The organism is Pseudovibrio sp. Ad13, assembly GCF_001623225.1.
GTDB lineage: Bacteria > Pseudomonadota > Alphaproteobacteria > Rhizobiales > Stappiaceae > Pseudovibrio.
Window position 1 is genome coordinate 1 of the sequence record NZ_LMCC01000022.1, and the last position, 26,422, is coordinate 26,422.

Below are 26,422 nucleotides of genomic sequence, written 5' to 3' on the forward strand. Positions count from 1 at the left end.
TTGGTTTCGACCGGTGGTGGAGAGGCGACGCTGCGTGTCGCGTGACCGGAAAGTCCTTTAGGGAAGGACGTGCCGGACAACGCATCGGTTAAAATTCCGCAGGTCTTATCAAGTGCCTCTAGGCGGTTACATAAAGCGTAGTGCAAAGTGAATAAAACATCACGTTCGCAACTGTTCTTCATCCGCTCGCTCAGCACCATATGCTGCATATAAGCAAGGTTTTGAAGATCAGAAACAGCAACGTTCACGTCATCAAATTCATTCTGAAGAGTATTTGTGGCGCCACAGGCGCATGCAGTGTCGGCCATATTCAAAGCCTCGTTGTTGGCTGTTGAAGGACCGCACGACAAATGAGCTTTCTACTGCCCACTGGCGAGCGGGAGGGTAGAAACCTGACAACGACAGGCGGGTTTATTCCCCCCCGAAGGAGGTGTTGTATTCACCGCCCTCCCGCTCATAACAAAGGGTTTGCACCTTCAGAAAAAAGGCACAAAAAATCCGCCAGTTACGGGAGCGGGTACCGCGTTGAGAGGTTTCTACGCCTCACATATGAATGTGGAATGGAACCGCCCACCTGTCAACGAAAAGTTGCAACAACCCCGCACCTGTTGCCCTAAGGATACGCTCAGGAAGGATCATAGAGTGTAACTCGTGATAACAGTCTGTCATCATGAAATAGCATTCGCGGACTCAAGAGGGCCTTCGCCGCGACCTAACTCACGGGAACTATGCACTTGCCTGCAACCAGATGACCAAGCATAATTGGCATCTAAAGTCAGGCTGCTTAGGACTTCACGGATGGCGATATCTTTAGGACGTTTAATTATCTATACCAAAAAACTGCCTCAAATGGCCAAATTTTATTGCCGTTACTTTGGCTTTGATGAAATCCAGAAAGACGGGGATCGGATTGTAGAACTTCGCCCGCAAAGTGATGGTTTCTCTATACTTTTACACGCTGCATCAAAGGGGCAAAAGGAAGGTCAGTCCTTGGTCAAACTTGTTTTTGATGTTGAAGATGTTCCAAGTTTCTGCAAGGCAGCGGGAGACCTTGGATTGCAATTCGGGCCAGTCCATCAGGCAGATGGCTATTGCTTTGCCAATACAACTGACCCATCCAACAACAAGGTGTCAGTATCTAGCCGCGCCTTCACGGTGTAACCATGTTGATCGCGACCTTACAATTGCCTGCGTAGTGATTGGGTGACGATTCATAGAACCGAACACCAGATCACTGCTCCGTTCATCCGGCATAACGGCGATGGCGCAACAGGCAAAGCATCAATCGCCTCCCCTCCTTCGTCTTCCCGCACTTGATGCGGGATCTAGAGCCCCACGCCAACGCCTATCCTCAAAGCACTGGGTACCGGATCTCCGCTCCGCTCGTCCGGCATGACGGCAGTGGCATATGCGATTTGACATACGAACTCTACGTCGAGCCGCTACTCAAAACAGCTCAGAACATCGTTCTCAAAATACGGTTCTTGATTGACCCAGAACATGTAGTCCACCTTCATAAAATCCTGCGCAAAAGCATGAAGCAGCGGCACGATATTCTGATCATTTTCAATCACTTCAGTTGTGCCCGTCCGCCCCGTATAATTGCCATCCTGAATAGCAATCCCGAGAGGCGCGGAGTACGCCCGCTCATGCATCATCGCGATGGTATGGTTCAGCTGACCACGACGCTTGAACATAAGGTCCGGCGCACCCAAACCAACACCAATGCTTTCACCATACTCATAGATTGAGCTCAGATAGCCCTCATCTTCGAAGGGAAGCCACTCACCCGGCATAAAGTTCGCATACTGCATCGTAACCGATGTCGGAAACGCCGCCTTCATCGCGGACATATTGCCCTTCAGCGCTTCAGAATATCTGGCCGGACTGAACTGCTCATCATCCTCAGCAGACACCCCAATGGCAGACTCTTGCAGATTGATACCCTCAATCCGCCCGTCAAAGGCTTGCCCCAGTGCCTGAAGAAGCTTGGTAAACCGCTCCTGCACCTTGCTGTTCCAACGCTTTGCAACCCAACCTTCCGGCTCGTTGTTATCGTCAAACTGATAAACAGCACCGCCGTCATACTCATCAGAAAGAATGTAGTCAGGAACAGGGACATAGTCTGGATTAAACGAAGCATCCTGAAGCTGGACGAACAGCGTCTTGCCTTTGGACTCCAGATACGCCAGATCCGCTTCAATCAGAGAGAAATCATAGTTTCCCTCGGAGGTTTCAAGCGCACGCCACGGATACATGATCTGCGCACCTGCAAACCGGGAGCTCTCCAAAAACGGATGCTCCTCAATCGCTTCGCGGTCTCTGGCAAAATAAACAAAGTGTTTGATGCTATCCGGAGCAATGGGGCAAGCAGCACCCAAATACTCTTTGTAAGCCTCTGCATAACGATCCGCAGGGTTCTTCCACTTGGCGAATGCAGATGGAGACGAAAAAGAAAAAAGCGCAACAAGGCCTAAGGCAACTGATTTGCGCACGCTGATAACTGGCATAGGGAAACGACCTGACGTCTATCGAGAGTAGAGCATCAGAAAAGCGCTCAACTTTGTCGACAAAGAGGCCTACAGCACATCATCGTCAGTTTTCACAGAGCTTAATGGCAAACACCACCCCGCTATACCGAAAACCCCTGACGCTTCAGCTGCTGAATGATCTGATCGATCTTCTGCAAAAACTGAGAACGGTCTTTCGGTGAGAACGGGCGCGGCCCGCCTGTCTGCTCCCCAAAGCTGCGCAAATCTTCCATCAGGTTACGTGTTGCCAGCGCCATACCAATGGAAGCTTCATCAAACACTTTTCCTTTGGGGGACAGCGCAAGCGCACCTGCCTTCACCACACGGTCAGCCAGCGGAATATCCTGTGTCACAACAATATCACCCGGAACGGCCCGCTCAGCAATCCAGTCATCCGCAACATCAGGCCCGTCAGGCACGATCACCCGCTCCACATCCATATCACGAGGCGTGTTGATGAAACTGTTGGCAACAACAAACACCTTCAGACGATACCGGTCAGCAACCTTGTAAATCTCGTCTTTGACGGGGCATGCATCCGCATCAATATAAATAAGTATCTTTTTAGCGCTGGTCACAGCAGCTCTTCTCCTGCATCGCAGCGTATTCCCCAAAAGTGGTTCCGGTTTTCGGAGAGGAACACGCTCAAATCAGCCCTTTAGTCGCGCAGGAGCGATCACTTTGTCAATCAAACTTGCCATTTCAAGCACATGCCAGTCACGTCCAGCCCGCTCAATCAACATCAAACCCGTCCCCGGCATGCCATGCGGGTTCATGGGAATGGTCGCAGCACATCCGTCAACCCAGTTCACAGCACGCGTATTCTGCGAAAGCTGAGAGCCAAATTTTTCCGGATTGCTGTCAACATCCTCAAGCAGCGGTGCAACAATCGGCACCGTCGGCGCAATCAGAATATCAAACTTGCCCGCCATCTCTTTAAAGGCACGAATAGCTTCCACCCGCTTCGAGCGCGCCTCTTCCATCTCTTTGCTCGTCACCTCAGTCGACTTGAGAATCCGCTGAACCACATAAGGATCACCAGTCTCTTTGAGACCTTCCAGATACCCGCCAACCAAAGCAGTGGTCTCGTAACTGCAGATCGTCCCAAGGAACGTCGCGCTATGGCACAAGACAGGCTCCGAAACCGGCGCAATGATAGCCCCCGCATCCCGGATCGCCTGCATCGAGCGGTCAAAATCCGCACTCACTTGCGTATCCAGCCCCTCAGCCAATGGCGAAGCCACAAGCCCCACATGCAATCCATCAAGGCTCTTTATCCTGCGCGGAGCAAGACACTGCCCCGAAAGCACAGCATGCAAACGGGTACACATATGTATTGATCGCGCAATAAAACCGACCGTATCAAAGGAAGGACAAACAGAGAAAAGACCCTTGGTCGAAATCGCCGCCCGCGTCGGCTTAAACCCGTAAAGCCCATTAAGCGCTGCCGGAATTCGCACAGACCCGCCAGTATCGGTTCCCAGAGCCGCATCACACAGCCCCAGCCCCACACTTGCAACAGCCCCCGAGGATGAACCACCGGGAATCCGTGCCGGATCAATCACATTTGCAGGGGATCCAAAACAGGGATTAAGCCCAAGCCCCGTAAAACCCAACTCACTCATATTGGTACGGCCACAGGTAAACGCCCCTGCAGCTTTCAGGGCAGACACCACCTTGGCATCTTCACAAGCCGGAGCCCGCTTGCGCAGGAACGGCGAGCCAGCACTGGTGACAATGCCAGTTTCATCAAACAGGTCTTTGAGAGAAACAGCCACGCCATGCAAAGGCAACGAGTCATGCGCTTCTTTCTGCCGCTGATCCGCAGCTTCAGCAGCGCGCATAATTCTCTCTGCATCAAACTCCAGAAACACACGTTCTACACATCCATCAGGCAGGTCCATTGCCCGATCAATATATCGGCGCGCTACATCTACCGCTCTGAAATGTATACGAGGATCTGTCGACAAGTTATCTCCACTCATCACGCATGCATATTTATCGCACTTTGATGGTTGTGGCCTGTTTTCCTCGTCAGTTCAATCATCTCCAAACAAAAGAGATACCAGTCTATTAATCTCCCACTGCGAAGCGCAGCAAAACTACAGTGTATCGCCGAAAAAAGCGAACTGGTTTTCGGACAAAGATACGCAAAAACAAAGGCTAAAGCAGTTCAGATGCTTCAACTCAAATGCGAACTGCTTTAGTTCCGGGCAGTGAGGGATAAAGCTGCTGAACCAAGCGCCTCAACGCTCTCCAGCAAATCTGGCAAAGACAATCCACTCAGCGCAATACGAGACCACAGCACCACAGAGTCATCATCCCCCTGCCCGACAATAATCGGATGGCCTGAAAGGTCAGGCAGGTTCAGCTTCAGCAGGCTGCTTTCACTCAGCCCCTCATGAATGGCCTCACGCTCAACCCGCACCAGCAGCTTAATATAGTCTGGCTCATTGCCCACAAAGTACATGCTGCGCGCACCATCAACATCCACCTGATAGACCTCATTCTCATCATACTCGTTGATCAGATACTGCCTCATGAGGTCTTTCATCAGGTGATGGAAGTTCACATTGTTAGAAGCCATGCTTTTTCCCAGCCTTCAGCCCCTCGAACTTCTCATGGAAGTATTTCGCAGGAATTTCATCCGCTTGAACAGTCTCTGAAGTCCAATCCGTCACGTAGGTAGTCGCAGGATTTTCCGTGGTACTGAGGCTTGAAAACATAAATTGAGACCTGGAGTTCTGCTCAACAATAAAACGCTCAAGCTTCTTTCCCGGAGCACTGGGAACGTCCAGCGACTTAAAGAAGCCCTGAATTTCCTCAAAGGGCACTGGCTTTAGCCCCTCAATATCCAGAGATAAAGCAGGCTTTGGCCCGGCACGCGTCCACGACACCACGGTTGGCGCTTCACCCATGATACTCTGTTTCCCGTCCTGAAGACGAAAAGCCCCCGGAAACGTCGGCCATGCATCAACAACAACAGCCTCTTGCGTAGGGTCTCTGGGATCACCAATCATGCAAAACGCATGATCAACCATTGAAGAGGAAACACGAGCCACTGGGCGATCTGTTTCTGATGCCGCCAGAAGCTTATAACTAACCTCGGCGTGCCCGGAACAGTTGCCGGCCTGCACACGGACTGAGCTTTCGGCCAACCCACCATGCTGCGGGGCTTTCGCCAGCCCATAATTGGCTCGCAGATAACTCTCACCGCGCGAAGCGAACACCTCCGGCGTCAAATTACCCGCACCGTACGGAAGCAACTGCTTGGTCTGCCAGATAACTTTTTGTGCAACCTTCAGGTCTTCAAAGGTCTGCGCGGAAACGCGAACCTCCTTCCCCTGAAAATCCCCTAGATACTTCTGCGCTTTCTTTACAGTTGTGAAGTTAACAGCATCAGGCGTCTCAGTAGTATTAGAACGAAGACAATGAACAAGCGAGGCAAAGGACGGCACTAAATTCTCCCGTTACACAACCTAAGATAGAACACACAACTCAAGATCAACAGTAACAATGAGAGAAATTCTAACTGTGAGATTCAGCACAGGGATCGATTACATTAACTTGAAGAAAGACCAGGAGGAAAAATATAAATACTACAACATCATGATTTTAAAAATCTTTGCCAATTCTACACCCCTGATAGATCAGGCATAAAAATAAAAATTATTTAAAATACAGAACTCCTAACAAAAAAAGAGCCCGCCAGCAGAACCAGCGGACTCCCCGAAAAACTGATTGGAAGCAGACTTACCGTTTAGGCTTGTTAAACGCCGCTGCCAGAGCCGCTGCCATGGCATTGTTGCTACCACCGCTCGTATCAGCTGGCTTGTTGCCACCATGATCGCCCCCGCGAGGTCCTCCACCACGGTTGCCGCCATTTGGACGATTACCGCCGCCCGGACGACCTCCACCCTGGTTGCGGTTGCCACCCCGGTCAGCCTGTCGTTCCCGCGCATTCTCACGAGCATCTGCAGTGTCCTTGCGCATGGTCAGGCCGATGCGTTTGCGGGCAATGTCCACCTCAACAACACGCACCTTTACGATATCACCCGCCTTCACAACCGTATGCGGATCATCCACGAACCGGTCTGCGAGCTGAGACACATGCACCAACCCGTCCTGATGCACGCCGATATCAACAAAGGCACCAAAGTTGGTCACGTTGGTCACCGTCCCTTCCAGCATCATACCCGGCTTGAGATCCTGCATGGTCTCAACACCGTCCTGGAAGGAGGCGGTCTTAAACTCAGGACGTGGATCACGCCCCGGCTTTTCCAGCTCTGCAAAAATGTCCTTTACAGTCGGCAGACCAAACTTCTCGTCCGTAAACTCTTTTGGGTCCAGATTGCTCAGCAGGTTGGAGCCCATGATCTCACGAATATCTCGACCACATGCTTTGATGATCTTCTGCGCAAGTGGGTACGCTTCTGGGTGAACAGAGGACGCATCCAGCGGGTTCTCGCCATCTGCAATCCGCAGGAAGCCCGCACACTGCTCAAACGCCTTTGGCCCAAGCCGCGCAACCTTCAACAACTGCCTGCGGTTTTTAAAGGTGCCGACCGTATCACGATACTCAACCACCGCTTTCGCAAGGCCCTCTGTCAAGCCGGAGATATGCGCCAACAGCGGAGCAGATGCCGTGTTGAGGTCAACCCCAACCGCATTCACCGCATCCTCAACCACACCATCCAGCGAGCGGGCCAGCTTAGTCTGGTTCACATCATGCTGATACTGCCCGACACCAATGGACTTCGGCTCAATCTTCACCAGTTCCGCAAGCGGGTCCTGCAAACGGCGACCAATAGAAGCCGCTCCGCGCAAAGACACATCCACATCCGGCATCTCTTTCGCAGCCAAAGCCGAGGCAGAATAAACCGAAGCCCCCGCCTCGTTCACCATCACCTTGGTTGGGCGATGTTCTGCCGGAATATCCTTCAACAAGTCCGCCGCCAAACGATCCGTCTCGCGGCTGGCAGTCCCGTTACCAATCGCAATCAGGCTCACGCCATGCTTGGCAACCAATGCCCGTAAGGTGGCAAGTGACCCCTGAATGTCATTGCGTGGCTGGAACGGGTAGATCGTGGCCGTATCAATCAGCTTGCCAGTCGCATCAACAACAGCAACCTTCACGCCAGTCCGAATACCCGGATCAAGCCCCAGTGTCGCACGCGGCCCAGCGGGCGCTGCCAACAACAAGTCCTTCAGGTTACGGGCAAAAACCTTGATCGCTTCTTCTTCTGCTTTGTCGCGCAGCTCGCTCATCAAGTCCAGCTCAACATGAAGACCAATCTTCACCTTCCACGTCCAGCGACACACATCAGAAAGCCACTTGTCCGCAGGGCGACCGTTGTTCACGATGCCCGCCGCATCAGCAATCATCTGCTCCACTGGCTTCACAGCGGAAACATCATCCTCATCCACCTTCAGATCCAGCGCCAGAATACCTTCATTGCGACCACGCAACAGCGCCAATGCACGATGGCTCGGAATGTTCTTCCAATTCTCAGAATAACCAAAGTAGTCAGAAAACTTCGCGCCTTCCTGCTCTTTGCCAGCAACAACTTCTGCCTTCACAGCACCCTGACGCGCCACATAGTTACGCAGTTTACCAACCAACTGAGCGTTCTCAGAAAAACGCTCCATCAGGATCTGACGAGCCCCATCCAGCACCGCCTTGGTGTCCGCAAACCCCTTTTCGGCATCAACAAAGCTGCCCGCTTCGCTCTCGGGCGTCTTGTTCGGATCACTCAGCAGCAGATCTGCCAGCGGCTCAATGCCAGCTTCGCGAGCAATCTGCGCTTTGGTACGGCGCTTCTTTTTGTAAGGGAGGTAAAGATCTTCCAGAGTGGCTTTGTTATCAGCACCAGCAATCTGTTTTGCCAGCTCGTCGGTGAGCTTGCCCTGCTCTTCAATGGATTTCACAATCGCTTTGCGACGATCTTCCATCTCACGCATATAAATCAGGCGCTCTTCCAACGTACGCAGCTGCGTATCATCCAACCCGCCCGTCGCTTCTTTACGGTAACGCGCAATAAACGGAACCGTAGACCCTTCATCCAACAACTGCACCGCAGAATTCACCTGCCCCGGCGCACAGCCAATTTCACCCGAAATACGCTGAGAAATCCGCAAAGCAATATCAGCAGAAAGCTTACCCGCTTTGGCAGGAGAAGAAGAAGCAACAGAACTCAGATCAGACATTCAAATCTCGCAGGCTTATTAAAAACAGATGCCCACCCTAGGTTCCCAATGCGGGCAAAACTAGGTACGAGAGACGAATACGCACAGGGAAAGATAATGAAAACCAGAAGCACTTGAACACATTAAGTCTGCATCATCCAATGATCTAGACATTCAATTGCCCTGCAAACTTTTGCATATGATCTTGATTTTGGGCTACTCCGACTTCTGAAAGCAAATACCTGCCTTCTGATTGCAACCCATCATTTTTGTTTTCACTCATATGAATATGATGAAAAAATTTCTTTTAAATGCAAATTTCCATGGCAAGAATGACCACCAACTAGCTGAATTATGTAGTATACTCGTAAAAGCTGAAATACAGGGGGCATTACTAATGAAACTATTAATTGCAGCTGCGGCGTGTTTGGTCGCGACATCGTCATTCGCAGACACCTATAAACGCGAAGTACCAGCCAACAAAGGTGGTTATGTGGATGGTGTCGGTTTCTACGACCGCTCAACCTGTTCTGCAGAAGCCATGCCAAGAGTAAAAATCAACAAAGAGCCTAAACACGGCAAACTTATCTTGAGACCATCCACTGGACCAATTAACCGGGACAACACCATCTGCAAAGGCAAGAACATAAATGTTATGTACATTTATTATCAGCCTGAGAAAGGATACCGAGGTCCGGACGAAGCACGCATAAGCTATAGCATCATGACATCAGGGCGCACCCGAGGCGGTCGCGGCTCTAACTCCTACAAAATTACTGTCAAGTAATCCAATAGAAACCAAGCGCGGGCACGCCCGCGCACAAGCTTACTAAAACTTAGAGTCTGTCTCACCAGACAAGCGCTAAACTTCCAGCGCTTCAATCATCTCCACACGCATTGCATGTCGCCCGCCCTCGAACTGAGCGGAAAGGAATGCATCCACGATATCGAGTGCAACTCCTTCGCCAATCACGCGGACACCCATAGAAAGCATGTTGGCATTGTTGTGCTCGCGGATCATGCGAGCAGAGAATGTGTCGCTACAAACCCCGCACCGGATGCCTTTAACCTTATTCGCCGCCATCATGATCCCTTGGCCGGTACCGCACAACACAATCCCGAACCTGCAATCACCAGAAGCAACAAGTTGTGCAGCCGCTTTACCATGCTTTGGATAGGGTGTGCTTTCAGGCGTTGTCGGTCCGATGTCGACAACCTCCCATCCCTTCGCAGCGATATGAGCCGCCACAACTTGCCGAAGCGGAATGCCTGAGTGGTCGCTTGAAAGAACGATGCGTTTGTTGCTCGTCATGAAATATCTTTCCCGTTTAGCAAGGCATTTTGACGGCAAAGGGTGGTTACCGCACCACCGTAATCTTCTGCGCCGCACGGGTCACTGCCGTATACAGCCAGCGCGTCTTGTGTTCGCGGAAAGCCCAGCTCTCGTCAAACAGCACTACATCATCCCATTGAGAACCCTGGGATTTGTGCACGGTTAGAGCGTAGCCGTAGTCGAATTCATCGGCACGGCGGCGGATGGCGTAAGGAAGTTGTTCGCTGCCTTCCTCGAACATCGCAGGCAGCACCTTCACCCTAATCGCCTTCTTGGAGATGTCATCCTCTGATGTAACGTCAAAGCGCAGCGTATTACCGCGTGGCGGACGCAGGCGGGAGACTTCCCAGAGGCCACCATTCAGCAAACCTTTGGTCTTGTCGTTACGCAGGCACACCAGTTTGTCACCCACGGATGGCATCTGTGTCGTGATACCTTTCAGGTCCCGAATCCGGCCGTTATAAAGCCTGCGCGTCTTGTTGGTCCCCACCAGCACCTGATCAGAGGCAAGGATCCGTTCTTTGTCGATGTCCCGACGGGAGATCACAGAACTGTCGCCATATTGGCCAAAATCCAGCTCTTGCCCATCGCGAATATCCATGGACATGCGCACAATCGGGTTGTCTTTCGCCTGACGATGAACCTCGGTGAGCATGATATCCGGCTCGGTCTCGGTGAAATAACCACCACCTCGCACCGGCGGCAACTGTGCAGGATCACCCAGCACAAGCACCTTTTTACCGAAAGAAAGCAGATCGCGTCCGAGTTCCTCATCCACCATGGAGCACTCATCAATGATGATCAGGTCCACTTTCGCGGCAGGGCTGTCGCGGTTAATGGCGAACTGAGGGCTCTCATCCTCGTCCTCATCATCCTTCTTGGTACCTTTTGGACGGTAGATCAACGAATGGATGGTCGAAGCATCTGCACAGCCCTTTTGGCGCAGCACATGCGCGGCCTTACCGGTGAAGGCGCCAAAGGCCACCTCTCCATCCAGCCCTTCAGCCAGATGGCGAGCCAGAGTGGTCTTACCGGTACCGGCATACCCGAACAAGCGAAACACCTGCGGCCCGTGCGAACGGGACCAGCGCGCCACTTCAGTAAGTGCATCATCTTGTTGCGGAGACCAATCCATTCCAGACCACCTGTAATAACTTTCTCAAACCAGAATGAGTAATAAACGAAGCTGACCTGAAACGCCCTCGTTTTCTTAAAAAGGTCAACAGGACACTCCAAATTGAACCTGTGAAACTTACGCGGCCTTCAGGCACTGACGCTAGGGTTGCATCAGCTAATCATTTTCGGAGCAACCTCATGCCATTGTGGAAGACAAGTGCCAGCGAAAGTCCAGACATTTACGCCACGGCTCGCGCAGTTGAAGGACTTGCCAAAGAGCACATTCCAGAAACCGGAATGAGCCCGGAAGAGGCCTACAACCTTGTCCGCGACGAGCTCTATCTGGACGGCAATGCACGGCAGAACCTCGCCACTTTCTGCACAACATGGGTAGAAGACGAAGTCCACAAACTCATGGCCGATTGTATCGACAAGAACATGATCGATAAGGATGAATATCCACAAACGGCAGAGATTGAAGCCCGCTGTGTTCATATCATCGCCAGCCTCTGGAACTCCCCGGAAGCTGAAGAAACAATCGGCTGCTCAACCACAGGCTCCTCTGAAGCCGCAATGCTGGGCGGCCTCGCCCTCAAATGGGCATGGAGAGATCGCCGCAAGAAAGAAGGTAAGCCCTACGACAAACCCAACATGGTGTGCGGTCCGGTTCAGGTCTGCTGGCACAAATTTGCCAAGTACTTTGATGTGGAGCTCCGCCAGATCCCTCTCAGCGAAGGATCTCTCCATATGAGGCCTGAGCAGCTGAAAGACTACGTGGACGAAAACACAATCTGCGTCGTCCCAACCCTTGGCGTCACCTTCACCGGTGTTTATGAACCCGTAAGGGAAGTCTGCGAGGAATTAGACAAGATCCAGGCTCAGACAGGTCTGGACATTCCGGTTCACGTAGACGCCGCATCCGGTGGGTTCGTTGCTCCCTTCCTGCATCCGGAGCTGCTGTGGGATTTCCGCCTCAATCGCGTAAAGTCCATCAACGCCTCCGGCCACAAGTTCGGTCTCGCACCGCTTGGTGTTGGCTGGGTAATCTGGCGAGATAAGAAAGAGCTACCGTCTGATCTGGTGTTCAACGTCGATTATCTGGGCGGCAACATGCCCACCTTCGCGCTGAACTTCTCCCGCCCCGGCGGTCAGATCGTCATCCAGTATTACAACTTCATGAGACTAGGCTGGGTAGGCTACAGAGACATCCAGTCAGCCTGCGCTGAGAACGCTCAATATCTCGCCGAAAAGCTGGCGGGGCTACCGGAGCTCGACATTCTGTATGACGGCAACGGCGCTCTGCCTTGTGTGTGCTATCGCCTCAAACACCCGGAAAAAGCCCACTATTCGCTCTACGATCTTTCAGAGCGGGTGCGCATGAGCGGATGGCAAATCGCTTCCTACCCACTGCCGGCAGACATGCACGATACGGTCGTCCAGCGTATCATGGTACGCCACGGCGTCTCTCATGACGCAGTAGACCAACTCTTTCTGGATATCCGTAAGGCTCTGAACTATCTGGACAAAAACAACATCAAATGGTCAGAGGCAGGGCCAAGCTTCTCTCACGGGTAAAGCATACTACCGTGAGAGAAACCGCCTAAAGATCAGGCCAGCTGCTCAAGCAGCTGCGCCAGATACTCAGGTTCATCCAGATGGTTCTCAACCATCAGCTCAAACTCTTTGTAGGTAGCCACATATTGTACAGCTGCCATGAGCGCTCGTATTTCGCTTTCGCGCGTTGCAAGCGGATGAGATGAGCCTCTTAATCCTGCGAAATAAGCATCAACAAACGCCTCACCGAGAGATTTATCGATCTCGCACAGGAATGGATAAACGCCAGCAACATCATAGACCGGCAGGTCCCAGCGGCATTCATCCCAGTCAAGCACACCGACCAACTCGCCAGAATTCTCGCTGATGAGCGTGTTGGGCGGTCCAAAATCACCATGGATCAGGTGCTTTGTCTCATTCAGGCTTCCAAGTTTACCCAGCGCTTCATCAAGCGCCGTCTCCACATCTGCCCAATAAGCAGAGCTCAGATACTTGGCATCGATGTTCTTGGAAGCTTCCAACTCAGAAAGCGCTGCCAACAAGGCAGCTCCTGACTTCAACGTCTCTTTGCTAACACCCGGACGTTCTTGTTCCGCAAATCGAAACGCATCTCGCTCCTCCCAAAGCTTGATGTGCAGATTTGCCAAGGCTTGACCACTCTGGCTGCAGGTCTCAATCTTATCCAGTGGTGGTGTCTCACCTTCGATCAACTCAAAGACAGAGTAGTAAGCACCCTCAACCTCGGTCAAACGCTCCTGATTAACGCCATAAAGCGCCTTCGGAACCTCGTATCCGATCAAATCCTGCAGCAGATCCAGACATTTGAACTCTGAAAGGATCTGCTCTTCAGTTCTGTTTGGATTGTGACGACGAAGAACAACAGGTTCCTCCCCGTCTATTTCTCCCAACCAGGTTTCATTGGCATGACCCTCTCCAAATGAGGACCACCTGGTATTTTCCGGCAAGGCAAAAGCTTCATCAAGGAGCTTGATTTCCTGCTTATTCATTTGCTTCCCCCATTAACTCGCCAAAATCTCCCAATGCATAGCGCGTATTGCCATCACGGCCCGTTACTCGTTCTGCATTCAACATTGAATTGACGATAGCTTCCTCTGTAACTTCTGCAGTCGCTCTAAACACCTTGTCAATTCGCCGCTCATCCACTTGTTCCACCGAATGCGTGCGTTTTCTGCTCTTTGTGTCCACTGGATCCGCAGTTGTGAATGCTAAAGCTATATCGCCACTTCCATGACCAAGAAATGAACCAGTTCGTGCAAGTCCTACAGAAGTTCTCTTGGCAACCCGCTTCAACTGGCGTTCGCTGAGCGGCAAGTCCGTTCCAATGATCATGATGATAGACCCTTTTTCAGGTCCGCTCTCATTACGTGCCAGCTTTTCTTCAATCTGTGGCCCTAAATGCTGGCCCGCCAATGTAAAGTCCGGCATCCGGCCCATATTGGAAAGCACAAGCGCGCCCACATGGTACTCTTTGTTACCAAGCTTCACCTGACGAGAGGCACTTCCAATGCCCCCTTTCAGGCCGTAACAGGACATCCCACGCCCCGCACCAACCGCACCTTGCTCAAACTCTTCAGAAACCGCTTTAATCGCGTCCAAAGCATGCTGTGGGCGGACATACAACGCACTGATCTTGTTCAGGAAAGCATCATTACATTCAAACACCACTGGATTGATCGTGCCCATCACGAAGTCAATATCCGGCGTTTCTGCCAAGGTATGCTGGATCAGACCTTCGCTCACCGCACCAACGCTTAGCGTGTTCGTCAATAGGATCGGCGTCTCCAGCTCTCCCAGCTCTTCAACCTGTACCAGCCCAACACTCTTGCCAAACCCGTTAAACACATGAGAAGCCGCGCGCGTTCTCAGGTTAAATGCATTCTCACCATGCGTGGTAATCGCGGTCACACCAGTCTGGCAGTCACCATCAGTCAGCGTCACATGTCCGACTTTGACACCCGGAACATCACAAATTGTATTCCGCTGCCCCTTTGGCAAAGACCCAATATTGATTTTCTGAAACATTCCAACCTCTGGCACAAATCGTAGAGCATTCAAGTGTTACCAGTCCTATTTCATAGCTAATCAGCAAACAACGCTACCAGCCGCTTTCCCAGCCAAAATCAGGAAAGCGCTCATTCGCAATTGGCTGACCAATTTCACCACCGATGCCCTTTCCTCTTATGTCTTGAATGATTTTCCATATTTAGTTCATCAAGAATTTCAATAAAATCAAAGAAAATAAGTGTAAGCAGCTAATTGCAAAATACCCTGAAATATCGGAAAATGGTCTACCAATTAGCTGCCACAAAACTCCCAGCGTCAGAATCTTTCCTGCATCATAGCAATCGCTCCGCTCGCAGGGAACTGAAAGGACTGGCCAATAGTGACGCATGCTGCCTGATACACTTTGAACAATGAGGACAAAATGACCACAGAAATCATCAGCTTTGGGGAGCCATTGTTCGAGTTCAATCAGGTTAAAGAGTATAGCGGAGAAGGACCGGATTACCTGTCAGGCTTCGGGGGCGACGCCTCCAACTTCGCATGTTGCGCGGCACGTCAGGGTGCAAACGTCGCCATCCTGACCCATCTGGGCGATGATGTCTTCGGCAACAAGTTCATCGATCTATGGGAGAAAGAAGGCGTTAAAACGCACCTTGTCGAGCGCAGTCCGATTGCTCCGACAGGCATCTATTTCATCTCCCACGACGAGCAAGGCCATCATTTCAGTTTCGCCCGCAAAGGCTCTGCAGCCTCGCAAGTCACACCAGACCAGCTGCCAGCTGATGCCATTCGTGCGGCCAAACTCTTCCACGTCACAGCCATCACGCAGGCCATTTCCACCAGCTCATGCGACAGTGTTTTCAAAGGCATCGAGATCGCCAAAGAGGGTGACACACTCACCTCATTTGACACCAACCTGCGCCTGAAACTCTGGGATCTGAACCGCGCTCGCGGCATCATTCACGAAACCGCACGCCTCGTTGACTTCATCATGCCAAGCGTCGATGAAGCTGAAGTGCTGACCGGTCTCTCCGATCCGGACAAAATCTGCGACTTCTACCTCAATCTGGGGTCAAAGAACGTCATTCTCAAGCTTGGCAAAGAGGGCGCGATGTACGCAACAGCCTCTGAGAGAAAGCGCGTTGCAGGCAATCCGGTAGAAGCAGTTGATGCCACTGGTGCTGGTGACTGCTTCTCCGGCTCTTTCTTCACCAATGTGGTGGCTGGCAAGTCGCTGGAAGACAGTCTCAAATACTCCAACGCAGCCGCAGCACTCACAACGCAAGGCTATGGCGCAGTCGCACCAATCCCGACACGCGATCAGGTCGAAGCCTTCATGCAGGCTCGCAGCATCTGATTTATTGATTATGAGAGGGCTCGCAACAAATGGGGCGAGCCTTTTCTATTTAAATTGATCCCCAAAGAAGCCGATGTGGTTTCGCATCTCACGGCGTGCACCTTCAACATCGCGCGCTCTGATCGCGTCCAAAATAGCCTTATGCTCTTCGATCCCGTGCCGACGCGCAAACTCGGGCAGCAACGGGTACAGCCCCTTGCTCATGTTCATACCAACAAGGATTTGCGGCTTCATGACTTCATAAACAGCCGCTGCATATTCATTCTTGGCAGCTTTCACCACCGCAGAATGAAAACGCATGTCACCATCAATGGTGCCGACAGAGTCCAACCCATCGCTGTGGATCTGCGCCAACGCAGCATCCAACTCTGCCATCTCTTCATCAGTCCAGCGCTCAGCAGCCAACGCTGCCATCTCGCCTTCAAAGGCCATTCGGGTTTCCTGGCATTGAATAACATCACCAATGCCGGAAATCGCAAATTCTCCGAGTGTGGGCGCAAAAGGCGTTGGAGTGACGTGCTCCTTGATGACAAAGCTGCCAGAGCCACGCACAGTCTTGATGTAGCCCTCTTTACGCAGGCGCTCCATCGCACCGCGTACAACAGGACGTGAAACGCCATACCGCTCACACAGCGCATTTTCTGTCGGAAGCTTAAGACCTTCCGGAAATTCTCCGGAGTCGACAGCATCTTTCATCTTGTCGTAAACCGCATTCGAGAGGTTTGCTGGACGGGCCACCACTCACACTCCAATTATTCTTGTTTTTTAAGCTGTTTGCAGCCTTGGAAGTTTATTAATTTACAACAGCTGCCCTAAGCTAACAAGCTTGCCACCCTAAACCGACCCCTTTGACGCAAAGCCTCTCAAACCAAATAAAATAGATAACAAAATCAGCTAGATAGAAGAATTCTAAAGGCCACCCTATAAGCGAACAACCATGTTCTCTAACCAGACTGCGACATTATGTAGTCTACTTATTTACAGCGCATCTTCCTAATATATCTGAGAGGGATTGTGGGGTCTCTCCAAGGTTGGGGGTGTTATTATGCGTCGACTTCCTTTTAAGACTGTTCGGTGTGCGGCAACTGACTTCTGTGGCACCGTCGCAGTAACGAGTATTCTGGTAGGCATTCTCTATCTGATTTTCACGTTCACATGAGTTCGGCGGGTTTCCTGACACGTTGAAACGCAGGCATCTGTGGGGCAGTCAAAACTCCCCACTGGCGAACGTCTGCAACTTGATGCATTCTTGACTTTGATGCTCAAGTAATCTTCAGATGACTGTCTTATGATCGATGTTCTTCAACTAAGCCCTTATGCGCCCAATGAAATCAACGAGGAGCTGGAAAAATGCGCCCCGCTTGCTCGCTATTGGGAACCTCAACAAGACGAAGAGCTGAGAGCTCGGACCTTGCCGAACATCCGCATCGTCGCAACCAAGGGTGATGTTGGCCTCTCCAGTGAGCTGATGGCAGAAATGCCCAACCTTGAGCTTATTGCGATCTATGGCGCAGGTTACGACAAAGTTGATCTGAAACAGGCCCGCGACCGAAACATCATCATCACAACCACACCAGACGCCTTGACCGAAGCCGTGGCCGATCATGTCGTGGCCCTTGCTCTGGCATCCTCTCGCCGAATTGCAGAGGGAGACCGCTTTATCCGCAATGGCGACTGGCTCAACGGCAAATTAGGTATCGGCTACAGCCTGCGAGGAAAAACACTCGGCATCTTTGGATATGGACGCATTGGCAGAAAAGCTGCCAAAATTTTAGGCGGCACATTTGGTATGCAAATTTTGTACTGTGATCGCAACGCAGACCCGAAACAAGATAAACAATGCCGGTCCTCTCCGTTGGAACTGGCAAGCGAATCCGACGTGCTTGTCATTGCTGCATCTGGCAGCCCGGACACAAAAAATATTATAGATATTAATATATTAGAAGCTCTGGGCCCGAGTGGACTTTTGATCAATATCGCCCGTGGTTCATTAGTAAACACTCAACACTTGATCACTGCACTTGAGAACAGAACACTCGGAGCCGCAGCCTTGGATGTATTTCCTAATGAGCCTAATGTTCCCAATGAGCTGATCGCGTCCCCCTACACAACCCTGACCCCTCACCTCGCGAGTGCCACACTCGAAACCAGACGAGAAATGGGGCGCCAAGTGATTGAAAATATTTCATCTTACAGGAAAAATGGAGAAGTATTTAACCGGCTAATTTTCTAACCTATACGTAATCCAAATAACATTTACATAGAAAAAACAAAAATATAGCTCACACGCACACGATTCAGGTGTTATTGTCACCTGATAATTCAACTTACTTTATAAATAAAGCAAATTCATGCCTTTAAAAAAATCCAAAGTTACTGTGTCCGATATTGCGAAAGCAGCGGGAGTATCCGTTGCGACTGTCTCGAATACCATAAATGACACAGGTCGAATGACCGATGAAACCAAAGCTCGCGTAAAGAAAGCTATGCAAGAGCTGGGGTTTGTCAGAGATTACAACGCCGCCAAACTCCGGTCAGGCCGTTCGCGACTGGTCGGCGTTCTCGTGCCGGATATTTCAATTCCATTTTACGCTGAGTTCTGCACTTCACTGGAAGCTGCTCTCTCAGAGCACGGCTACCTGCCCGTTATCGCTAATGTCGGCGAAGACACCAAGCGTCAGCAAACCATGCTTGAAGAAGTCATCGGCCACGGCGTCGCAGGCATCGCAATCAGCCCGAGCGCAGGCACGAAAAGAAGTGACTTCGAGATCGCCAACACGCGCAGAATTCCCGTGGTCACCTTCTGCCGGGAAATTGAAGGTCTGGCGATGGACTACATTGGCTCCAACAATTATCAGGCTGCCCAGCTGGCCACGAAGCATCTGCTTGAGCAAGGCCATCGCAAATTCGCAATGATTGCAGGCCTGCAGGAAACCATGCCGGGCCGAGAACGCAAACGCGGCTTCTACGACGCCTTAAAAGCAGCGGGCATTCCTGAATCTGACATACATGTTGAAGTATGCGGCTTTGATCGTGAATGCGGACGCATAAAAGCGCAGCAGCTCGTCTCAAACAAGGCTGAGTTCACCGCCCTGCTCTGCCACAATGACCTTGTCTCAGTCGGGGCAGCTGCAGAACTCAAGAAAGCAGGTCGGAACATCGGTGAAGACCTGGCCGTAGTTGGCTTCGACAACCTGCCAGAAGGTGAAGCATGGACTCCAGCACTGACCTCGGTTGAAAGCTACCCGCGCACCATCGGCAAGGACGTCGCCAACTTACTCATCAAACGCCTTGATGGAGAACCGACACCAACCACGACAGAACGGGTGGAGCCGCATTTATTGGTACGCGACTCCTCCAGTTTTAAGATCTAAGACCCCTTATTCAGGACGCGGCTCGTCCCAAAGGTTTTCCCAGGTGTACGGGCTGCCGGACAAGAAGTACTCATCGCCCGGAATAAAGCGATGGTTCTTGTCCAGATGCGCGATGCGGGACATGTCATGCTCATCAAGATCGCACTCAAGCGCTGCCAGGTTTTGTGCCAGACGTTCAGGATTACCTGACTTTGGCACAACGATAACCCCGTTCTGGATCGCCCATTTCAGCACCACCTGAGATGTCGTCGCGCCATGCTTCTCGGCAATCTCTTCAATGACAGGGTGAGCAAGAACAACATCCAGCTTCTGTGCGTCCGTCAGATCCGCTGGAACACCACGTCCAAGCGGAGAGTATGCAGTCAGCGCAATATTGTTGTGCAGGCAATAAGAGCGAAGATCATTCTGCTGAAGGAAGGGATGCAACTCCACTTGATTAACAGCCGGAACAACCCGCGTTTCCATGATCAAATCTTCCAGCTTTTGAGGGCTGAAGTTGGAAACACCGATCGTGTTCGCCAGGCCATCATCAAAGCACTCTTCCAGCGCCCGCCATGTATCCATCAGCGGCACATCTTCAAGCGAATAATAGTCTTCTGAGCTGGTAGGCTTCTTCACGCCCGTCTTCAGCGCCACAGGCCAGTGGATGAGGTAAAGATCAAGGTAGTCCAGCTGAAGGTCCGCTAGAGTCTTTTCCAGCGCGCCTCTCACATCTTCAGGCTTATGAAAGCTGTTCCATAGCTTGGAGGTGATGAAGAGTTCGCTGCGCTTGATGCCCTCTTCTCTCATGGCATCAGCGATCGCCTGCCCAATCTCAGCTTCATTGTCGTACATCATCGCGCAATCGATATGGCGATACCCAGCTTTCAACGCCGCACGAAGTGCAGGATAGGTCTTACCCTCTCCAAAGTTCACCGTACCAAGGCCCAGCATTGGCATCTTGTAACCGGTAGAAAGTGTCTTGGATCGCATGATGCCCCCTCCAAAAAAGAAAACCTGCCAGCAAACGCCAGCAGGTTTCCTTACAACGTATTCCGCACCAGATAAATACCGATGCACATCACGAGATTTGGTTTCGCCTCATTTGAGAGCAGAAACCTCAAGCCACGTATTTGTTCAGCACTTCAAGAGCCGCCAGCTTGCGGGAAAGATCTCCATCCAGCCACTGCTCCATAGCACCAAGAACACTCCCCTGAGCATAGCAACGCAAACACGTTGCAGCTCCGGGAATAAGAACGCCATTTTCCATCTGCGCAGCTTCGAAAATCTCATCCAGATTACTGGTATCTGAGTTTGCACTCACAAGCTCCAGCGCAGTCACACGCAGGCGACGGCGAGGGCTTTTGAGATAGCTACGCACATCAATGTTAGTGTCAGGTTTTCCGGCCAAAACTTTCAGCGCTGAAGCAGAAACAGCGTCGGTTTTGTCCTTCAGCCCTGCCGTCACAACCTTCTCAGCTTCTGGATTTGAGGAGGTGCCAAGCAGCTCAACACGCATCGCACGCACAGCCACATCATTTTCTGGTGGCAAAGCAAGGATACGCTCGATGGCTTCCTCAGATAGCTCAAGCCCATTCTCAACCAGATGAACGAGGCTCTGACTAGCCGCAAACCGAACCTGCATCTGACGATCAGACAAAGCAGATACCAGCGCATCAATCAGTTCAGGCCGCTTCGCATCACCACATATGCGCAAGGCCAGCAAACGAATGTCCAGAGCAGGATCATCCGGACGACCTGGAACAACGCGCTTCTTCTCAATCAGCTCATTCGCAAGCTCAAGGAAGTGCATGTCTTTCTTGCCAAGATCGACAGGCTCTTCAGCCAGCTTCTCAATCTCGTCTTCAGTGTTCAGGATCGCACCGAGTGTTGAACCAGGGAAGGCAACAACATTGTCAGGCAGGTCTTCCACACTCTCAATTGCACCTTCCGGTACATCTTCAGCGACATCAGGATCAGCACCGGCAGTGACCTTCGCAACCAGCTCTTCAGCGGAAAGCTCTTCGGCAACAACCTCTTCCTCAGCGACCACTTCATTTGGCGCCTGAGGCTCAATCACATTGCCTTCACGATCAATCTGAATGCGCGGCTGCTTGCCATCACCCTTGCCATTGCTACCCAGATCAGACGGATCTTTTTCTTTTGCGCCGTCGAGAATATCCTGATCATGCGCTTCAGGCATCAGCTTACCCGAAACCGCCCAAACCAGCTGTACAGCAGCATTGTCCGCAAAATCTCCCTCACCTTCAGCCAGCTTGGCCAGAGAGTTCAGGGCAGCAAGACGGATTTCCTGTTCTGCACTTGTCACCTGCTCCTGCAAAACAGCAAGTCCATCAACGCTCGGCTTCTCACCGTGAAGCACGATAAACGCTTTCAACACTGCTTCTTCCTGACGGTGGACAGCAATCTCACTCAACAGAACGGTCGCAGCTTCACTCTCAACCTTCGCAAGGACAGGCACAAGCGCGGCAACAAAAGCATCACTCGCACTACGCAAAGAGCGTTCAATCCGCTCAATCAGCGCATCTGGTTTGGTGATTTCAGAAGAAGCAATCCGACCAAGCGCCATAATACGCAGCGTCTCCTCCTCGTCTTCAAAAGCAACCTTTTCAAGCTTTGAGTAGGAGAGTTTACCAGATGCTTTCAGTGCCAGACGACGCATTTGCGGCTCGCTGTCAGCCAGCAATGCAGCCAGATCCGCGTCCTCACCACGAGCCATCAGCACTTCAGCCGCAGCAACCCGCACATCAGGATCAGCATCTGCAAACAGCACACGCAGGATCTCACCAACCCGCTCATCATTCGCAGAGGAGAGCGCACGCGCCGTATGCTCACGCACACGAGCAGACGCATCCGTCGCCAGTGAGGCCAGTTCAAGCAACCCGGCAACGCCCATCTCAGAAAGCGCCATGGTCACTTCCGGCCAAACTTCCTGACCAAATGGATCGCGGGCAGCTTCCAACAAAGCAGCAGCAGATGCTTCACATTTCAACGTGCCCAGCGCCAGAATGGACTTGCGCTGCACATCCAGCCAATCATCCCATTCAGCGCCATAACCGTCCCATGTAACATCATCTTCGCAACGGTCTTTAGCCAGCTTTGTCAGCCATTCTTCCGCAACTGTCCCGCCAACAATTGCAAGTCCGTCAATGGCAGAAAGCTTCACTTCCAACACTGGATCGTTCTGCAAACTCCACAGCAGAACATCAGCATCCAGGCCTTTGCCTGCGCTGATCAGAGCTTCAACCGCATCACTGCGGACGTCTTCATCTTCATCTCGTAGCGCTTCAGCAAGCGCAGCATGAGCCGTCGAAGTGCCAAATTTTCCAAGAATTTGAGCGGACAAACACTTTTCGCGCTCTTCGCCGTTTGCAAGCAACTCACACAAGATTTTCACGAGCTTATCAGTAGCTTCGGTCTGCTCCACTGCAAAATCCTGATCTAAATGCCTGATGGAAACCGTCATGATTGGCTTTTCTCCTCAAGCGTATTCTCGAGTAGTGGACTCCGGTGTTCGGGCAAGAATACGCAAAACAAAACTCAAAGCAGGTTGAAAACAAACTGACTTAAGGCCCACTTCTGCAAAAAGGCTCAAACTCGCGAGCCCCTTGGCACAAGCGGAAAAAGAACTGGCGGGATAGCCCCGCCAGCTCCTGATTTCTTATGCAATATCGCGACGTGCGAAAGACATAGACCGGAAACTATCCTTGTATGGGCTTGTGCCGATCTTTTTGATGCGACCAACACCCATCTTGTAGTTGTAGTTACCGCTGATCCAGTCCACCACGCGGCCAGACAGAGCGTTCGCTGGCTGTGCAGTGTGCAGGAAGTCCATGTAAAGCATGCCCTTCTTCAGCGCTGGGGTAACAATAGCTACCGCAGTAATAGCGCCTTCAGTCAGCTCGATATGGCCTTCATCCATCAGTTTGGTAAAGGTGAAGTCATCGCCTTCAATGCCCACTGTGGTGTCTGTCTGAACCGGAATACGGTCAGAGAAGAGCATCACGTAGTCACCGTTCTCGATACCGCGCTCTTTCGCATCATCTGGGTGGATTTCAACCCAGTTTTCAGGCCAGCGCTGCACGATGTAAGGACGACGGCGATCATCATAACCAGACTGCCAACGCTCGTTGATACGACCGGAAGTCACCCAAAGCTCATCATCCTTCGGCTTCATCCATGCCCAGTAATCGGAGAACAGGCTCCATGGGCTCTTCTGGATGTTGCACTTACCAGTCTGAGAGTTGAAGTGAGTGAGCTTCTTGTTGTAGCGGTTGGAACCGGTTGGACCAGTCGCTGACAGTTCACGGGTCGTGTCATGCAAGCGCTGGGTACCCTGAAGGGTTCCATCTTCAAGCATCACAACTGGGCCCTGAATACCGTCAGTACCGAACTCAGCAAACTTCTCGTGAAGAGTCTTGCCTTCCTTCTGAGCAGCAACCTTCAGCATAAAGAAGTCTTTACGGCTGCCACGTGAGAAGCGGGCTGCTTCTTCAAGCACTTCGTTGGAGTCTTTCCAATCGTAGCCTTTGAAGCCCATTTTCTTCGCGAGGTTCGCAACAATCCACCAGTCAGGTTTCGCTTCACCCGGTGCATCGTAGAATTTTGGATACAGACGCAGACGACGCTCACCGTTTGCACGGGTGAATGTATCTTCGCCCCAACCAGCAGCTGGGAAGACGATGTCTGCGAAACGTGCACCAATTGGATCTACGAGGTAGATATCCTGGTTCACAACAACCATACCACCGCTATCTACACGCTTCTTGAGTGTGTCGATGATGGTCTGCTTGTCGTAAGAGCGCACCTGATTTGGGTTCTGAACGGTCAGTTCCTCAAACTTTGCAGCAAGAGACTGGGAACCACACATGGACTGAATCCAGGTGTTGCCAATCACGTGAGCAAAGCGGGTGTGACCACTCATCAGATACCGGTCGGTATCCATAGCGCGGCGACGACGGCCTGGCAGTTTCTCAGGAGACTTGTTGCGTGGGTAAGACCCACCCTTCAAGCCACCACGCTGGTGACCACCAGCACGGCCAATGACCTGCCCCGGACGACCGCCACAACCCGTGATAATACCAAGAGACGAAATCGCATTGGTGTTACCGGTGTTGTTGGACCAGTAGAAGCCTTTCTCGATCATGATGGAGGTCTTAGGACGGGATCCATCATCACGAGGCTTAGCCATCCACTCAGCAGCCTTGTAGATTTTCTCTACATCGATCTGAGCGGTTTCAGCAGCAGCTGTTGGTTCAAACTCATCCTGAGCCATCAGCCACTTAACGAAGTCGTCGTAGCCCTTGGTCTGGAATTTGCCCCAGGTCGTACGCCACTGCCATGGAGTGTTACGAGTACCCTGACCGAAGCCTGAGGAGCTCTCCCACTTGTTGTTGACCCAATCGCGGATCCATTCAGCGTCCTGCCAACCATTTTCGATGATCACACGAGCAATCGCGTTCACAACGAGAAGGTCAGTACCTGGCTGGATGTCGAGCCACAAACCACCATTCTTCTCCGCATAAGCCACACCAGCAGTACGACGTGGGATCATGAAGATTGTCTTCTGACCGTTCTGGATGGCTGGCATAATCCAGTCAGTGAACAAAATGGTCTTGGACTCGTATGGATCGGTACCGCAGATCATCAGAGTCTCGGCATCTTTCCAGTCCTGATAAGAAGGACCAAAGTTGTCGAAACCAGCATCACGGAAGCCCGGAGTGGACGTCACATCAGATGGAGTGTCGTGGAATGTGAAGTTCGCAGTGCTAACAGAGCGCAAGGCATACTTGGAAATCGCGTAGGTGTTTTCCATGTAGCCGTAGGAGAATGTTTTCACGCAGAAAGCGTTCTCGCCGTGCTTATTGATAACGTGCTTACCAACTTCCGCAGCAATTTCCAGAGCCAGATCCCAGGTGACCGGCATCAACGTGCCGAACATGCGGATCATAGGTGACTTCAGACGATCACGAGTTGGGGTCTGAGGGTTGTAAACCTTCTTCGCCAGCGCACCACCACGGATAGAAGAGTTACCATTGATGTTTACATGCTTGGTATCTTTATCCGGAATGATGATCACATGGTGAGGTTCGCCCTTGTGCAGCACAACGTTGTACTGGTTTGGAGCAACCCATGGGCCCAGCGGATCAACTGGGAAGTCGACGCCAAAGGCGTTTTCAGCGGCTTTTTCACCACCTACTTTTCCAGCCTTAACAGGCCAGCGATAGATCTTATAACCACACGCTACGATGCAATAATCACAAGCAGTGGAAAGAACATCAGCATCTACCGGAGGCAGCGGAATGTTTGTTCCAGGAATGTAGTAGGGAGTTGACATGATTTACTCCTCACCCTTTGAGATTGTCGTAGCGGCCATAGATCAGCCCGAACATACCAACAGCGTAAACATCGTCGCCGTCCAGCTCGAGAAGAACCTGAGGCAAGCTCTGGTAAGCCTGGCCGGAGATGAAGATACCGTGACGGGTTAGGTCAAAGGTGGTCAGATGCAGTGGGCATGGACCCAGAGCCTTATCACCTTTCTGATAGGTACCCTGCAGCGGACCACCCTGGTGAGTACAGGTATAGTTGAACGCTACAATGTCCTTGTCAGAGCCAATACCGCCACCAGCTTCCTTGCCCAACTTAACAATCATGGACTCGCAATAAGCGCCTTCGTCCGGATAGTTAAAGTCGAGCGGTTCGTCTTCTTTCAGCTCAGAAAGCTTACAAATGAACTTGCGCTCATAAGTGGAGACCATCGCAGGCACCTTCGCAGAGGAAGGACCAGACTTGAGAGCCACCATAACGGTGAAGGTAGAAATACCGGAAGTCAGCAAGAACTGACGGCGTGTCATTACACAACGCTTGCCAGTTTTTGCAATTTCCTCAGGGCCGTTCACGACCTCAATCATCTCAGGAGAGACGGACTTAGGTTGATGTGTCATCT

At 51.7% G+C, this 26,422-nt stretch carries 22 protein-coding genes; 6 read left to right on the forward strand and 16 right to left on the reverse strand.

What is annotated here, in order from left to right:
* Positions 1–308: hypothetical protein (locus PsAD13_RS24765; RefSeq protein ID WP_063319812.1), on the reverse strand; the 308-nt coding region annotated here is incomplete at its 3' end.
* 496 nt (positions 309–804) lie between these two features.
* On the opposite strand from PsAD13_RS24765, the gene PsAD13_RS24770 reads away from it, so the two are divergent.
* Positions 805–1,161 carry a VOC family protein gene (locus PsAD13_RS24770; protein WP_057465498.1) on the forward strand — a complete coding sequence of 119 codons (357 nt, stop codon included), beginning with the start codon at positions 805–807 and terminating at the stop codon, positions 1,159–1,161.
* A 281-nt stretch (positions 1,162–1,442) separates the two neighbouring features.
* Here PsAD13_RS24770 and PsAD13_RS24775 read toward each other — a convergent pair whose 3' ends face one another.
* From PsAD13_RS24775 to PsAD13_RS24800, 6 genes are all read right to left on the reverse strand, one after another.
* A complete protein-coding gene (locus PsAD13_RS24775) occupies positions 1,443–2,510 on the reverse strand; it encodes a hypothetical protein (RefSeq protein ID WP_063319781.1) in 1,068 nt (355 codons plus the stop codon).
* A 122-nt stretch (positions 2,511–2,632) separates the two neighbouring features.
* Positions 2,633–3,109 (reverse strand): YaiI/YqxD family protein, encoded by a 477-nt coding sequence (locus tag PsAD13_RS24780; protein ID WP_057465450.1) that lies wholly within the window; start codon positions 3,107–3,109, stop codon positions 2,633–2,635.
* Between the two features lie 72 nt (positions 3,110–3,181).
* Positions 3,182–4,501: an amidase family protein gene (locus PsAD13_RS24785; protein WP_208986924.1), complete on the reverse strand. Its 1,320-nt coding sequence runs from the start codon at positions 4,499–4,501 to the stop codon at positions 3,182–3,184.
* 233 nt (positions 4,502–4,734) lie between these two features.
* A complete protein-coding gene (locus PsAD13_RS24790; RefSeq protein ID WP_063319782.1) occupies positions 4,735–5,118 on the reverse strand; it encodes a CesT family type III secretion system chaperone in 384 nt (127 codons plus the stop codon).
* On the reverse strand, positions 5,108–5,989 hold the full coding sequence (locus PsAD13_RS24795; protein ID WP_063319783.1) for a hypothetical protein: 882 nt from the start codon (positions 5,987–5,989) through the stop codon (positions 5,108–5,110). The genes PsAD13_RS24790 and PsAD13_RS24795 overlap by 11 nt, the downstream gene beginning before the upstream one ends.
* Before the next feature lie 295 nt (positions 5,990–6,284).
* Entirely contained in the window at positions 6,285–8,738 is a 2,454-nt protein-coding gene (locus PsAD13_RS24800) for a Tex family protein (RefSeq protein WP_063319784.1), read from the reverse strand.
* A 376-nt stretch (positions 8,739–9,114) separates the two neighbouring features.
* Between PsAD13_RS24800 and PsAD13_RS24805 the strand changes: the two genes are divergently transcribed.
* A complete protein-coding gene (locus PsAD13_RS24805) occupies positions 9,115–9,504 on the forward strand; it encodes a hypothetical protein (protein ID WP_063319785.1) in 390 nt (129 codons plus the stop codon).
* A 75-nt stretch (positions 9,505–9,579) separates the two neighbouring features.
* Here the strand turns inward: PsAD13_RS24805 and rpiB are convergent, their stop codons facing one another.
* Together rpiB and PsAD13_RS24815 are read right to left on the reverse strand one after the other, a co-directional pair.
* Positions 9,580–10,029, reverse strand: a complete 450-nt coding sequence (gene rpiB / locus PsAD13_RS24810) for a ribose 5-phosphate isomerase B (protein ID WP_063319786.1) — start codon at positions 10,027–10,029, stop codon at positions 9,580–9,582.
* Between the two features lie 46 nt (positions 10,030–10,075).
* Complete coding sequence (locus PsAD13_RS24815; protein ID WP_057465454.1) at positions 10,076–11,185, reverse strand: ATP-dependent RecD-like DNA helicase; 1,110 nt, start codon at positions 11,183–11,185, stop codon at positions 10,076–10,078.
* Between the two features lie 179 nt (positions 11,186–11,364).
* Here PsAD13_RS24815 and PsAD13_RS24820 point away from each other — a divergent pair, with 179 nt between their 5' ends.
* Positions 11,365–12,741 (forward strand): glutamate decarboxylase, encoded by a 1,377-nt coding sequence (locus tag PsAD13_RS24820; protein WP_063319787.1) that lies wholly within the window; start codon positions 11,365–11,367, stop codon positions 12,739–12,741.
* Between the two features lie 32 nt (positions 12,742–12,773).
* Here PsAD13_RS24820 and PsAD13_RS24825 read toward each other — a convergent pair whose 3' ends face one another.
* Together PsAD13_RS24825 and PsAD13_RS24830 are read right to left on the reverse strand one after the other, a co-directional pair.
* Positions 12,774–13,727, reverse strand: a complete 954-nt coding sequence (locus PsAD13_RS24825) for an aminoglycoside phosphotransferase family protein (RefSeq protein WP_063319788.1) — start codon at positions 13,725–13,727, stop codon at positions 12,774–12,776.
* Positions 13,720–14,763, reverse strand: coding sequence for a P1 family peptidase (locus PsAD13_RS24830; protein ID WP_063319789.1), 1,044 nt, complete (start codon positions 14,761–14,763; stop codon positions 13,720–13,722). Before PsAD13_RS24830 ends, PsAD13_RS24825 begins: the two co-directional genes overlap by 8 nt.
* Positions 14,764–15,166: 403 nt before the next feature.
* Between PsAD13_RS24830 and PsAD13_RS24835 the strand changes: the two genes are divergently transcribed.
* Complete coding sequence (locus PsAD13_RS24835) at positions 15,167–16,102, forward strand: sugar kinase (RefSeq protein WP_063319790.1); 936 nt, start codon at positions 15,167–15,169, stop codon at positions 16,100–16,102.
* A 45-nt stretch (positions 16,103–16,147) separates the two neighbouring features.
* Here the strand turns inward: PsAD13_RS24835 and PsAD13_RS24840 are convergent, their stop codons facing one another.
* Positions 16,148–16,840: a FadR/GntR family transcriptional regulator gene (locus tag PsAD13_RS24840; protein WP_057465458.1), complete on the reverse strand. Its 693-nt coding sequence runs from the start codon at positions 16,838–16,840 to the stop codon at positions 16,148–16,150.
* 550 nt (positions 16,841–17,390) lie between these two features.
* Between PsAD13_RS24840 and PsAD13_RS24845 the strand changes: the two genes are divergently transcribed.
* Both PsAD13_RS24845 and PsAD13_RS24850 read left to right on the forward strand, forming a co-directional pair.
* The gene (locus tag PsAD13_RS24845) at positions 17,391–18,335 is read left to right on the forward strand and encodes a 2-hydroxyacid dehydrogenase (protein ID WP_063319791.1); all 945 of its coding nucleotides are present in this window, start codon (positions 17,391–17,393) and stop codon (positions 18,333–18,335) included.
* A 118-nt stretch (positions 18,336–18,453) separates the two neighbouring features.
* Positions 18,454–19,476, forward strand: coding sequence for a LacI family DNA-binding transcriptional regulator (locus PsAD13_RS24850; protein ID WP_084404817.1), 1,023 nt, complete (start codon positions 18,454–18,456; stop codon positions 19,474–19,476).
* A 6-nt stretch (positions 19,477–19,482) separates the two neighbouring features.
* On the opposite strand, the gene PsAD13_RS24855 is transcribed toward PsAD13_RS24850, so the two are convergent.
* The 4 genes from PsAD13_RS24855 to PsAD13_RS24870 form a co-directional block, all read right to left on the reverse strand.
* Positions 19,483–20,448 carry an aldo/keto reductase gene (locus PsAD13_RS24855; RefSeq protein WP_063319792.1) on the reverse strand — a complete coding sequence of 322 codons (966 nt, stop codon included), beginning with the start codon at positions 20,446–20,448 and terminating at the stop codon, positions 19,483–19,485.
* A 127-nt stretch (positions 20,449–20,575) separates the two neighbouring features.
* On the reverse strand, positions 20,576–22,942 hold the full coding sequence (locus tag PsAD13_RS24860; RefSeq protein ID WP_063319793.1) for a HEAT repeat domain-containing protein: 2,367 nt from the start codon (positions 22,940–22,942) through the stop codon (positions 20,576–20,578).
* A 195-nt stretch (positions 22,943–23,137) separates the two neighbouring features.
* Positions 23,138–25,813: an arsenate reductase (azurin) large subunit gene (locus tag PsAD13_RS24865; RefSeq protein ID WP_063319794.1), complete on the reverse strand. Its 2,676-nt coding sequence runs from the start codon at positions 25,811–25,813 to the stop codon at positions 23,138–23,140.
* Between the two features lie 10 nt (positions 25,814–25,823).
* Positions 25,824–26,420, reverse strand: a complete 597-nt coding sequence (locus tag PsAD13_RS24870) for an arsenate reductase (azurin) small subunit (protein WP_193757822.1) — start codon at positions 26,418–26,420, stop codon at positions 25,824–25,826.
* Positions 26,421–26,422: the final 2 nt, after the last annotated feature.

Coding starts and splice junctions, on each gene's coding strand:
- PsAD13_RS24870 (WP_193757822.1), bottom strand. CDS start 26,420: ATGACACATCAACCTAAGTCCGTCTCTCCTGAGATGATTGAGGTCGTG.
- PsAD13_RS24830 (WP_063319789.1), bottom strand. CDS start 14,763: ATGTTTCAGAAAATCAATATTGGGTCTTTGCCAAAGGGGCAGCGGAAT.
- PsAD13_RS24850 (WP_084404817.1), top strand. CDS start 18,454: ATGCCTTTAAAAAAATCCAAAGTTACTGTGTCCGATATTGCGAAAGCA.
- PsAD13_RS24835 (WP_063319790.1), top strand. CDS start 15,167: ATGACCACAGAAATCATCAGCTTTGGGGAGCCATTGTTCGAGTTCAAT.
- PsAD13_RS24855 (WP_063319792.1), bottom strand. CDS start 20,448: ATGCGATCCAAGACACTTTCTACCGGTTACAAGATGCCAATGCTGGGC.
- PsAD13_RS24775 (WP_063319781.1), bottom strand. CDS start 2,510: ATGCCAGTTATCAGCGTGCGCAAATCAGTTGCCTTAGGCCTTGTTGCG.
- PsAD13_RS24825 (WP_063319788.1), bottom strand. CDS start 13,727: ATGAATAAGCAGGAAATCAAGCTCCTTGATGAAGCTTTTGCCTTGCCG.
- PsAD13_RS24865 (WP_063319794.1), bottom strand. CDS start 25,813: ATGTCAACTCCCTACTACATTCCTGGAACAAACATTCCGCTGCCTCCG.
- PsAD13_RS24820 (WP_063319787.1), top strand. CDS start 11,365: ATGCCATTGTGGAAGACAAGTGCCAGCGAAAGTCCAGACATTTACGCC.
- PsAD13_RS24815 (WP_057465454.1), bottom strand. CDS start 11,185: ATGGATTGGTCTCCGCAACAAGATGATGCACTTACTGAAGTGGCGCGC.
- PsAD13_RS24790 (WP_063319782.1), bottom strand. CDS start 5,118: ATGGCTTCTAACAATGTGAACTTCCATCACCTGATGAAAGACCTCATG.
- PsAD13_RS24800 (WP_063319784.1), bottom strand. CDS start 8,738: ATGTCTGATCTGAGTTCTGTTGCTTCTTCTTCTCCTGCCAAAGCGGGT.
- PsAD13_RS24805 (WP_063319785.1), top strand. CDS start 9,115: ATGAAACTATTAATTGCAGCTGCGGCGTGTTTGGTCGCGACATCGTCA.
- rpiB (WP_063319786.1), bottom strand. CDS start 10,029: ATGACGAGCAACAAACGCATCGTTCTTTCAAGCGACCACTCAGGCATT.
- PsAD13_RS24860 (WP_063319793.1), bottom strand. CDS start 22,942: ATGACGGTTTCCATCAGGCATTTAGATCAGGATTTTGCAGTGGAGCAG.
- PsAD13_RS24845 (WP_063319791.1), top strand. CDS start 17,391: ATGATCGATGTTCTTCAACTAAGCCCTTATGCGCCCAATGAAATCAAC.